This window comes from Advenella alkanexedens, from assembly GCF_019132845.1.
Classification (GTDB): Bacteria; Pseudomonadota; Gammaproteobacteria; order Burkholderiales; family Burkholderiaceae_B; genus Advenella; species Advenella alkanexedens.
In genome coordinates, this window is the sequence record NZ_JAHSPR010000009.1 from 110,196 (window position 1) to 120,762 (window position 10,567).

Consider the following 10,567-nt stretch of genomic DNA (forward strand, 5'->3'; position numbering starts at 1 on the left):
ATAATGGCAAAGCGTGATTATTATGAATCTCTGGGTGTCGCCAAAAACGCCACGGATGAGGAAATCAAGAAGGCTTACCGCAAGCTGGCAATGAAGTACCATCCTGACCGCAATCCGGATAGCAAAGAGGCCGAAGATAAATTCAAAGAGATCAAGGAAGCCTATGAGATGCTTTCAGATCCCGAGAAACGGGAAGCGTATGATCGCTATGGCCATGCAGGTGTAGATCCCAATGCAGGAATGGGGGCCGGTGCCGGCAACTTTGGAGATGTGTTCGGTGATATTTTCGGAGACATCTTTGGGGGCGGTCGTCGTGGCGGTGGCCCGCAAGTCTACCGGGGAGCCGATTTGCGTTACAGTCTTGAGATTACCCTTGAACAGGCCGCCAAAGGCTTCGATACCGAAATACGTGTGCCCAGCTGGGAGAACTGTGAAGTTTGCCATGGCACGGGCGCCAAGCCAGGTACCAAGCCAACCACCTGTCATACGTGTGGCGGCAGTGGTGCGGTTCGCATGCAGCAGGGCTTTTTCAGCGTCCAGCAAACATGTCCCACCTGTCATGGTTCGGGTCAGGAAATCAAGGATCCCTGCACATCATGTGATGGGGTAGGCCGCAAACGCAAGAACAAAACCCTGCAGGTCAAGATTCCTGCCGGTATTGATGAAGGTATGCGCATCCGTTCGGCGGGCAATGGTGAGCCAGGTGTCAATGGTGGGCCTCCAGGTGATTTGTATGTTGAGATTCACCTTAAGGAACACAGTATTTTTGAGCGTGATGGTGATGACCTGCACTGCCAGGTGCCGCTACCTTTTGTGACGGCAACCCTGGGTGGAAACCTTGAAGTACCCACTTTGGGGGGCAAAGGTGAAATTACCATTCCTGAGGGTACACAAACCGGCAAGACTTTCCGTTTGCGTGGCAAAGGGATCAAAGGCGTTCGTTCCAATTATCCGGGCGATTTGTATTGTCACGTGATTGTAGAAACACCGGTACGTCTGAATGAAGAGCAGAAAGAGCTGTTGCGTAAATTTGAGGCGGCGCTGAAAGATGGTGGAGACCGTCACTCACCCCAGAACAAGTCCTGGACTGATCGGGTCAAGAAGTTTTTCAGTTAGTCAGCGGTAAAGAAAACATCAGCTTTTAATAAAAAATGCACGTTTTATAACGTGCATTTTTTTTATCAATATGTGCCGTAAGCCCCCTTTGGGTAAGGGGGCCATGGAACGGGGTTTGCCCCGTACCGGGTTAGTCAGCCTTACCCAAAAAATCACCGGCAAAAGCTTCAGATATGTTTTCCGGCTTCAGATAGGTTTTCATGGCCTGGAGGACATCTGCCGTGGTCAGCTTTTGAAGGGACTCCTCAAACTTCCGGTTCCATTCAAAGGTGCGGTCCAGTGACAGGTATTTCAGCCAGGTCGAAGACAGGACGCTATCTTGTGAGCGGGCCAGTGAACGCAGGTTTAGGACTGAACGGATGCCATCGGCCAGTTCCTCTTCGGTAAAGCCATCCTTCAGGGTTTTCTGAATGGTTTCATCAATCAGGGACTTGAGCCGCTCTTTTTCGGTGGGCGAATAAATGGCTTGCAATGCCCATGTACCGGAAGGCTCGAAAGAGGAAATATTCAATGAACTGCGGATACTGTAAGACATCCCTTCCTGGGTGCGGATACGGGTCCAGAGGCGGGACGTTTCCGTAGCACCCAGCAGATAGTTGGCCATGAACAGAGCCGGATAATCCGGGTCGTCATTTTGCATTTCTATCGGCAATCTGGCCATATAAACGGCATTGGACTTGTCGGGTGTCTCAATCGTGAACGTCTCGGGTTTGACGGCATGGTAGGGCGTGTCTATGCGTTCATAGCGGGGCGCCTGTTTCCAGTCTTTCAGGCCATTTTCAAGAATTTGCCTGATTTGCAGCGGGTCAAAGTCGCCCACCACGGCAATATCAATATCACCCGCACCAAAGAAGTTGCTTTGGAATTCACGAAGTGCTTCGGGTTTGATGGCCTGGATGTTTTCGATCAATTCTTCATACGTGGGGACATAACGGACATCCCCTTTGGGCCAGATATTGCTGTGGCGACTCAGGATATTATTGGCCAGTGCCCCAGGTTCGGTCATGGCGTTTCGAATCGACGTGATAACCCGTTCCTTGTATTCATCCACTTCTTTGAGCGGGTAGCTGGCCTGTTGGATGAGTTCAAGGCTGAGTTGCAGCAACTCCGGGAAATGCTTTTTATGGGTGGAAAGGGATACCATCAAGCGGTTGCCACTGATGCCGTAATGAATGCTGCCTTGCAGGGCATCGATACGGTCCTGGATTTGCTGACGCGACATGGTGGCCGTGCCATTATCCAGTAACGAAGCCGCGGCCGCGGACAGGCTGGCCATATTTTCCATAGCCTTGGCATTGGCGAACTGGATTTTATAATCGGCCTGGACACGATTGCCCCTGGTGGGCTTGACCAACATGGCGGTGCTAATGGTGCCATTGGGCAACCGGATCACGTCCCGTTGGGTCAGTTTGTCGATATTTTCAGGCGAAGCGTCGAAAGCATCCGTTTGCGTAAAAGAGGGATCACCTTTATAGTCTTTCAACAATTGTGCAATATCGGGCGTGGTTTCAAACGGAGCACGTTGCGGATTATCGGCGGGTTTGTAAAGTCCGCTGGTGCGGTTGCTGGCCAGCAAATAAGTGTTGATGGCCTGTTGGACATCTTCCAGGGTGAGGTTCTTGACCCGGTCGCGTTCCAGAAAGAAAAGTCGCCAGTCGCCCGAGGCAATGGCTTCAGACAGGCCAATACCCATTTGTTCTGTACTGGAAAACAACTCATCCCATTGGGTCAGCCAATTGTTTTTGGCTCGATCCAGCTGCTCTTGGGTGATGGGGTGCCTGGCACTTTGCTCAAGTACCTCATGCAGGGTTTGCTGCGCTTTGGCGATGTCCATGGTGTCATTCAGCTGGGCGCCAAAAAAGATGAGTCCAGGGTGATGGTGTGCCATGGCAAAGCCAAAAACACCGGTGGCCAGGCTGTTTTCCACCAGTGCTTTGTAAAGCTGACCCGAAGGGCTGTCGGCCAGAATGCTGGCAGCGATATCCAGCATGATATATTGTTCACTGGACGCGGCAGGAATATGGTAAGTGGCGGCAATAAAGGGCATGCCACCACTGCGCTCCAGGATAACCTGGCGCTCGCCGTCCTGTTGGGGCTCTATCGTGGGAGCTTCGGTCAGGGTGCGTTCGGGTTTGGGAATGGTGCTGAACAGTCCATTGATCAGGTTGAGAGTTTGCTCGGGCTCAAATTTGCCGGCAACCACCAAAACCGCATTGTCGGGCTGGTAATAGCGGTCGTAAAAATCACGCAGCTCACTGGCCTGCATGCCTTCAAGATCACTGCGGGCACCAATGGTGCTGTTGCGGTAATTGTGCCACTGGTAGGCCGTTGAACGCATTTTTTCTGTCAGGCTCCGGAAAGGATTGTTTTCTCCGCGCTCAAGTTCATTCAGGACAATGCCCCGTTCCGCATTCAGGTCTTCTTCCTGGATAGAGGCATTACGCATGGCATCGGCCTGCCAGGTCAAATACCATTTCAGGGTTTCAGGGTTGCTGGCAAAACTGGCATAGTAGTTGGTACGGTCTGCCGAGGTGGAGCCATTGGCCTGCAAGCCTCGTTTGGAAAATTCAGCCAGTGCATTGGGTGTGTTGGGCGTGCCCCTGAACATTAAATGCTCAAGCAGGTGAGCCATGCCGGTACGCCCGTATTGTTCGTGGCGGGAACCCACCAGATAGGTCATGTTGACCGTGGTGGTGGGTTTGGATTGATCGGGAGCCAGCAGAACCCGTAAACCGTTATCCAGTTTGTATTCGGTAATGCCTTCGATACTGTGGATTTGTACCGGCTGGGTGAGGGCGCCTGCGGCGGGAATGGGTAATGACATAAAAAGGAAAAAAGAAAGTAGTAATAAAGTAATGTAAGGCGAAAGTGGCAGATGTTGTCTCATGGCTATTTGTATGATTAGGCAAATACTGCGTTGACAATAAGCGGCTATTTGGACAAGAACCGCATACCTTCTTCCAGACCGGCAACCGTGACTCCGTACATGCGGTCTTGCACAATATTGCGGATAAGTTCGATGGATTGCCGGTAAGGCCAATAACTGGTGGGTTCGGGATTGAGCCAGATGGATTTGGGCCAGTGTTCCAGAAGCCGCTGCAGCCAGGCAGCACCGGTTTCCTTGTTGTAATGCTCTACCGAGCCGCCCGGGTGCATGATTTCGTAGGGGCTCATGGTGGCATCGCCCACCAGGATCAGGCGCCAGTCGGCATTGTATTTTCTCAGCAGCTCCCAGGTGTCTATGTAGTTGCGGCGCCCGTTACTGTTATAGCGCCAGACGCGTTCGTAAACGCAATTATGGAAATAATACACTTCCAGGTGATGGAATTCGCTGCTGGCCGCCGAAAACAGTTCTTCAACGCGGGCGATGTGGTCATCCATGCTGCCGCCCACATCAAGCAGCATAAGGACCTTGACGTTATTATGACGCTCGGGAATCATTTTGACGTCCAGATAGCCGGCGTTGCGGGCCGTACTGCGGATGGTGTCATCCAGATCGAGCTCTTCGGCCGCTCCTTCGCGGGCAAAGCGGCGCAGGCGTCTTAAGGCAACCTTGAAGTTGCGGGTGCCCAGTTCCTGTTGGTCATCATATTCCTTGAACAGGCGCTCATCCCATACCTTGACGGCAGTGCGATGGCCAGCGGACTCTCCACCTACACGGATGCCCTCAGGGTGATAGCCACTGTTGCCAAAAGCGGAAGTGCCTCCTGTGCCTATCCATTTGTTACCGCCGGCATGCCGTTCCTGCTGTTCTTCAAGGCGTTGCTTGAACAGCTCCATGAGTTTTTCCCAGCCATGCTTTTCGATGGCCGCTTTTTCTTCTGGCGTGAGTGAATTCTGCAATTCGTTCATCAGCCATTCCAGCGGGATTTCCTTGCTGTCGGCCAGTTGGGCCTCGACCCCTTTGGCAAAAAGGGAGAAGGCCTGGTCGAAGCGGTCAAACAGCGTTTCATCCTTGACCAGTGTCATGCGTGACAGCAGATAAAAATCATGCAGGGTAGGGGCCATGACCTGCTCACGCAAGATCTCAAGCAGGGTGAGGTATTCTTTGACAGATACCGGCAGCTTGTGATTGCGAAGGTGGTAAAAGAAATTGATAAACATGGGTAGCCTGACTTATGAGCGGCGCATATTTTGCGCCATGGCGGAAAGTCGTTCCAGCAGGCTCAGGTCCTGTTCGTTTTTCAGGAGGGCACCTGCCATGATGGGTATTGCCGTGGCGGCATGGGCATCAATTTTGCCGGCACTGATATCTTCGGCAATCAGCAGTGACAGCCAGTCAAGAAACTCGGAGGTGGAGGGTTTCTTTTTCAGGCCGGGCGCTTCGCGAAGGGTAAAGAAATGATCCAGGGCGGCACGCAGGACTTCGGCCTTGATATCGGGGAAATGCACATGCACAATGTCTTTTAACGTGGCACGATCGGGAAACTGGATGTAATGGAAAAAGCATCGGCGCAGGAAGGCATCGGGCAGCTCTTTTTCATTATTTGAGGTAATAATGACCAAGGGGCGGTGTTTGGCCACAATGGTTTGTTGGGTTTCGTATACATGAAACTCCATTTGGTCCAGTTCGCGCAATAAGTCGTTGGGGAACTCGATGTCGGCCTTGTCAATCTCGTCAATCAGGACAACGCAGGGTTTTTCCGACTCAAAAGCCTTCCACAGCACGCCTTTGTTAATGTAATTGCGGATATCCTTGACCCGCTCATCGCCCAGCTGGGAGTCACGCAGGCGGGAGACGGCATCGTATTCGTAGAGCCCTTGATGCGCTTTGGTTGTGGATTTGATATGCCATTGCAGCAAGTCGCGTCCCAGGGCATGGGCCACTTCTTCGGCCAGCATGGTTTTACCCGTACCGGGTTCACCCTTGATTAACAGTGGACGCTGTAAAGTCAGGGCGGCATTCACCGCCAGCTTAAGGTCTTCCGTCGCTATATAACGGTCTGTTCCAGAGAATTTTGTTGAGTCATTAGGGTTTATAGGTATATTCATTTCCATCCTGCAACATAAAAATAGGGGTTCAATACATTAAGTATTAATACTAAACCGAATTGATAGTACAAATCGTAAAATCAATCCATCGCAGCTCTATCCGTTGTTTTTAATTAAAATTCTTAACAATCACCAAGAAGAGCCATATATGACGAAACAATCGTTAAAGCGTACCATAAATTTGTTCGCCATCATGGCGGGCTGTGCAACAGGGGCGCAGTCATTTGCACAGCAGGCTGCCCCTGTTGGGGATGTAGAGGCAGGGAAAGGTAAAGTATTTATGTGTATTGGCTGTCATGGCATAGAGGGATACCGGGCCAGTTTCCCCGAAGTTTACCCGGTTCCCAAGATTGCGGGTCAGAATGCTGAATATATTGTTGCTGCCCTGAAAGAATACCAGGCCGGATCCCGTACCTTCCCGTCAATGATGGCCATTGCCCATAGCCTGTCAGAGCAGGACATGCTTGATCTGGCAGCCTATTACGCACAAATTCAATAGTCGGAGACACTGTCATGAAACAGGTAAATGTAATGTTGGCAGGTGTTGCTCTGGTCATTTCGGGGGCTGCGCAGGCCACCGATTTAAAGGCCGGAAAGGTCGCGTTTGAGACAAAAGGGTGTGTGGCCTGTCATGGTGCCGATGGCGTTACCACACTGGCGTCCATGTATCCCATTCTGGCCGGACAGCATGGCGATTACCTGAAGCATGCCCTGCTGGCTTATGCCCGTGGTGCGCGCAATGCACCCGCTTCTGCCAATGTCCGTAAAAACCCGATTATGATGGTGCAGGTCCAGAACCTGACGCTGACCGATATTGAGAATATTTCGGCCTGGCTGGCCACCTTGCCCAGCGGTTTAAGCCACCGGCGCTAACAGGCAAGGTGTTTGGCAGGCCGGTTGATGAGCCCAGGGAGGGCCGACGGACCGGTTAATGGCGTTTTACCCGCTGACGCAACAAATCCAGATATTGATTGTTGTCTAACGGTTTACCCAGGCGTTGGGCTTCCCAAATGACTGTTCCCAGACACTCCATGATTTCGTGAGCGGCCTCGTGCGGGTTGCTGCCGGCAGCCAGGGTCTGGAAGATATCCTTGATGCCCGGAGGGCTGTTAATGGATATTTGCTCTTCAATGGCCAAATGCATGGACAGATGTAAAAACGGGTTGACCTGACCCTGGTCGACTGAAAAATCCTTGCTTTTGGATTCGGGGTTTTCAAGTACGCCGTGATATTCAGGGTGTTGCTGTATCCAGTTCAGGGCGATGGACTCAAGAGGAGTCAGGATTTGTTTAGTCTGGTGTTTGCGCCAGGTATCGATAAAGAAGTCTCTGACCTGGTCACGGGAAGGGTTGAACATAAGTATAGTGAAGATAAAAAACAGGTTATATGCTATTTTGCCTCAGAATTGTCCGAATCAGGAAATATTTCTGAAAAAATGGCAATGTTTTTAGGCGGTTTAAATTTTTTCAGTTAAACTATGTCAGTCTTATATAAGACTTGCGGTTTACTCCTATCAGGCCGCAGGTTTTAGGTTAATTGTCTTAATGTGGGTTACGGAGCCAACATGTCTTATCAACATATCAAAGTCCCGGCAGCGGGCGAAAAAATCACGGTTAACACCGATTTCTCTCTGAATGTACCAGACCAGCCAATCATTCCTTACATTGAAGGTGACGGTACTGGTGCAGACATCACACCAGTCATGTTGAAAGTGGTTGATGCTGCAGTTGCCAAAGCTTACGATGGCAAACGTAAAATTCACTGGATGGAAGTATACGCTGGTGAGAAATCAACAAAAGTATACGGTCCAGACGTATGGCTGCCAGAAGAAACCCTGGATGCCGTCAAGGATTACGTTGTTTCCATCAAAGGCCCTCTGACCACACCCGTTGGCGGTGGCATTCGCTCACTGAACGTGGCACTGCGTCAGCAACTGGACCTGTATGTCTGCCTGCGTCCCGTACGTTACTTCAAAGGTGTTCCTTCACCCGTGCGTGAGCCCGAAAAAACAGACATGGTTATTTTCCGTGAAAACTCGGAAGATATCTATGCCGGTATCGAATTCCCGGCAGAATCCGATCAAGCCAAAAAACTGATCGATTTCCTGCAAAATGAACTGGGCGTAACCAAAATCCGCTTCCCCAACACTTCCGGTATCGGCATCAAGCCCGTATCACGTGAAGGTACACAACGCCTGGTTCGCAAAGCCATCCAATACGCGATCGACAACGACAAACCAAGCGTTACCATCGTTCATAAAGGCAACATCATGAAATACACCGAAGGTGGTTTCCGTGACTGGGCCTATGAACTGGCACAAAAAGAATTCGGCGCTGAATTGATCGACGGTGGCCCATGGTGCAAATTCAAGAATCCTAAAACCGGTAAAGACATTATCGTCAAGGATTCTATCGCTGACGCCTTCCTGCAACAAATCCTGTTGCGTCCTGCCGAGTACTCAGTCATTGCCACACTGAACCTGAACGGTGACTACGTGTCTGACGCACTGGCAGCCCAGGTTGGCGGTATTGGTATCGCTCCGGGGGCCAACCTGTCCGACTCTGTTGCCATGTTTGAAGCCACTCACGGTACAGCACCCAAATACGCAGGTAAAGACTACGTGAACCCAGGTTCAGAAATTCTTTCTGCAGAAATGATGCTGCGTCACATGGGCTGGACCGAAGCCGCAGACCTGATCATTTCCTCTATGGAAAAATCAATCCTGTCCAAGAAAGTAACTTATGACTTTGCCCGTCTGCTGGAAGGCGCAACACAGGTTAGCTGCTCTGGCTTTGGTCAGGTAATGATCGAAAACATGTAAGCTGCTTTATTGCTTCGGCAATAATCTGTTTGCAAAACCCGCACTGCTTATGGTGGTGCGGGTTTTTTGTTACCATTTGCCTGGGCAGGCATGTTTTTATTCGCTATGCATAAAAAATTATTCAGGGCAGGGTTTGCACAGGTAGATTGTGTAATTGCTGAAGGCGATTTATGAAGGATATCGTTATGAATAAGCTGGAAACCAGAATCCCTCCACCGCTCATTGCGATTGTCATCGGGCTTCTGATGTGGCAACTGAGCCCGGCGGCCATGAGCGTTGAAGAGGGGGCGCTGATACGCCAGAGTATTGCCGCCATCGTGGCATTTATTGGTCTGGCATGCGATTTTCTGGGGGCTGTTTCATTCCGGAAAGCAAAAACCACAGTGAACCCCATGAGCCCTGAAAAATCATCGGCCCTGGTGTGTACGGGTATTTATAAGTATTCACGCAACCCGATGTACCTGGGTATGGCTTTGTTGTTGCTGGCGTGGGCCATTTACCTGGCATCTGCATGGGCTTTGTTGGGTGTGCTGGCATACGTACTGTATATCACCCGTTTCCAGATTATTCCCGAGGAAAGGGTCATGGAAAAACTGTTTGGGCAGGAATATCTGGCGTATAAGGCGAAAGTGCGGCGTTGGTTGTGAGGGTGGGATGTTGCAGTTCAGCCCATTAGGGTATGTGAAATGGCGCTTTACAGGGCTGGCAGTGTTATTATTACCTAGTAAGCACTTACGGTTTGTTAAAATTTTAAAGGAAAAAATACAATGTCACCTCTTCACAATTTTGAATGGCGTTCTGAACGTGAATTTAACCTGCTTTTTGTAAACCGTGAAGGCCAAGAGCGGGTTGGCCCTGCTTGGACAATAGAAGTGACTGGCTTGCCTAATGGTGGCAGCATGCCTGAAAAATCTGTTGATCAATCAGATCTGTCCAGATTGATAGACCCTTCCACCGGTGGTTTTTGGGAAATGATGTGTTTCAATGATTGGCTGTTCAATCTGAAGAAAATTGAAATTGATTACCCAAGCCGTAAGGTGGTTATTCAGGTTGACAGTAAATTCGAAGATTGAAGCAGATTTATAAAAATAATTAGGGCGTGTTAACACTAATAGACAATCGGCCGCAATATTGCCTATCCTACAGGAATGGAAATCACACCTGAACAATTTACGCATATCGAAAGCTGCCTTCCCCGGCAACGAGGCAATGTCAAGCTAACGAATTTGCAGGTAGTCAATGCCATCCTTTATGTGGCCGAGCATGGCTGCAAGTGGCGCGGTCTGCCCGAGCGATTCGGGAACTGGCACACCGTTTACACGCGCATGAACCGCTGGGCAAAGGCTGGTGTTCTTGATCGGATGTTTGCTGAGCTTCAGAAGCATCAGATCGTGCGTATAAAGATCGAAGCGGTCTCATTGGACAGCACCAGCATAAAGGTGCATCCTGATGGCACGGGTGCTTTAAAAAAAACGGCCCCCAATCCATTGGAAAGTCGAGAGGGGGCTGGAACACCAAGATTCATATGGTTGCCGCGGATGATCGAACTGCCGTAGCGTTTTCACTTTCTCCCGGACAGGCCCATGATGCGCCTGCTGGACGTGTCTTGCTCGAACGGCTCGGCGCGCTCACTCGGCC

The 10,567-nt window shown here is 50.6% G+C and carries 10 protein-coding genes and 1 pseudogene; 7 read left to right on the forward strand and 4 right to left on the reverse strand.

All coding sequences use genetic code 11. The features are described from left to right. Window positions 1-3: 3 nt before the first annotated feature. Window positions 4-1,116, forward strand: coding sequence for a molecular chaperone DnaJ (dnaJ, locus tag KU392_RS11835; RefSeq protein ID WP_169295287.1), 1,113 nt, complete (start codon window positions 4-6; stop codon window positions 1,114-1,116). 130 nt (window positions 1,117-1,246) lie between these two features. On the opposite strand, the gene KU392_RS11840 is transcribed toward dnaJ, so the two are convergent. From KU392_RS11840 to KU392_RS11850, 3 genes are all read right to left on the reverse strand, one after another. Beyond that, window positions 1,247-3,940 carry a M16 family metallopeptidase gene (locus tag KU392_RS11840; protein WP_246587451.1) on the reverse strand — a complete coding sequence of 898 codons (2,694 nt, stop codon included), beginning with the start codon at window positions 3,938-3,940 and terminating at the stop codon, window positions 1,247-1,249. 107 nt (window positions 3,941-4,047) lie between these two features. After that, complete coding sequence (locus KU392_RS11845; RefSeq protein WP_169295285.1) at window positions 4,048-5,220, reverse strand: vWA domain-containing protein; 1,173 nt, start codon at window positions 5,218-5,220, stop codon at window positions 4,048-4,050. A 12-nt stretch (window positions 5,221-5,232) separates the two neighbouring features. After that, window positions 5,233-6,108, reverse strand: coding sequence for an AAA family ATPase (locus tag KU392_RS11850; protein ID WP_246587452.1), 876 nt, complete (start codon window positions 6,106-6,108; stop codon window positions 5,233-5,235). Between the two features lie 148 nt (window positions 6,109-6,256). On the opposite strand from KU392_RS11850, the gene KU392_RS11855 reads away from it, so the two are divergent. Beyond that, the gene (locus KU392_RS11855; RefSeq protein ID WP_217735409.1) at window positions 6,257-6,607 is read left to right on the forward strand and encodes a c-type cytochrome; all 351 of its coding nucleotides are present in this window, start codon (window positions 6,257-6,259) and stop codon (window positions 6,605-6,607) included. A gap of 14 nt (window positions 6,608-6,621) precedes the next feature. Then, entirely contained in the window at window positions 6,622-6,981 is a 360-nt protein-coding gene (locus KU392_RS11860) for a c-type cytochrome (protein WP_169295282.1), read from the forward strand. A gap of 55 nt (window positions 6,982-7,036) precedes the next feature. Here KU392_RS11860 and KU392_RS11865 read toward each other — a convergent pair whose 3' ends face one another. After that, the gene (locus tag KU392_RS11865) at window positions 7,037-7,465 is read right to left on the reverse strand and encodes a DUF1841 family protein (RefSeq protein ID WP_217735410.1); all 429 of its coding nucleotides are present in this window, start codon (window positions 7,463-7,465) and stop codon (window positions 7,037-7,039) included. A gap of 207 nt (window positions 7,466-7,672) precedes the next feature. Here KU392_RS11865 and icd point away from each other — a divergent pair, with 207 nt between their 5' ends. The 4 genes and pseudogenes from icd to KU392_RS11885 all read left to right on the forward strand — a co-directional run. Continuing rightward, a complete protein-coding gene (gene icd, locus KU392_RS11870) occupies window positions 7,673-8,929 on the forward strand; it encodes an NADP-dependent isocitrate dehydrogenase (RefSeq protein ID WP_217735411.1) in 1,257 nt (418 codons plus the stop codon). A 185-nt stretch (window positions 8,930-9,114) separates the two neighbouring features. Beyond that, window positions 9,115-9,576 carry a methyltransferase family protein gene (locus KU392_RS11875; RefSeq protein WP_217735412.1) on the forward strand — a complete coding sequence of 154 codons (462 nt, stop codon included), beginning with the start codon at window positions 9,115-9,117 and terminating at the stop codon, window positions 9,574-9,576. Between the two features lie 120 nt (window positions 9,577-9,696). Next, window positions 9,697-10,002, forward strand: a complete 306-nt coding sequence (locus KU392_RS11880; protein ID WP_217735413.1) for a hypothetical protein — start codon at window positions 9,697-9,699, stop codon at window positions 10,000-10,002. Between the two features lie 75 nt (window positions 10,003-10,077). Continuing rightward, window positions 10,078-10,567, forward strand: a pseudogene (locus KU392_RS11885) (IS5 family transposase); the annotation flags it as partial.

Excerpts from the sequence above, each read along its gene's own strand:
- dnaJ (WP_169295287.1), top strand. The coding sequence starts at position 4 with ATGGCAAAGCGTGATTATTATGAATCTCTGGGTGTCGCCAAAAACGCC.
- KU392_RS11840 (WP_246587451.1), bottom strand. The coding sequence starts at position 3,940 with ATGTCATTACCCATTCCCGCCGCAGGCGCCCTCACCCAGCCGGTACAA.
- KU392_RS11845 (WP_169295285.1), bottom strand. The coding sequence starts at position 5,220 with ATGTTTATCAATTTCTTTTACCACCTTCGCAATCACAAGCTGCCGGTA.
- KU392_RS11850 (WP_246587452.1), bottom strand. The coding sequence starts at position 6,108 with ATGAATATACCTATAAACCCTAATGACTCAACAAAATTCTCTGGAACA.
- KU392_RS11855 (WP_217735409.1), top strand. The coding sequence starts at position 6,257 with ATGACGAAACAATCGTTAAAGCGTACCATAAATTTGTTCGCCATCATG.
- KU392_RS11860 (WP_169295282.1), top strand. The coding sequence starts at position 6,622 with ATGAAACAGGTAAATGTAATGTTGGCAGGTGTTGCTCTGGTCATTTCG.
- KU392_RS11865 (WP_217735410.1), bottom strand. The coding sequence starts at position 7,465 with ATGTTCAACCCTTCCCGTGACCAGGTCAGAGACTTCTTTATCGATACC.
- icd (WP_217735411.1), top strand. The coding sequence starts at position 7,673 with ATGTCTTATCAACATATCAAAGTCCCGGCAGCGGGCGAAAAAATCACG.
- KU392_RS11875 (WP_217735412.1), top strand. The coding sequence starts at position 9,115 with ATGAATAAGCTGGAAACCAGAATCCCTCCACCGCTCATTGCGATTGTC.
- KU392_RS11880 (WP_217735413.1), top strand. The coding sequence starts at position 9,697 with ATGTCACCTCTTCACAATTTTGAATGGCGTTCTGAACGTGAATTTAAC.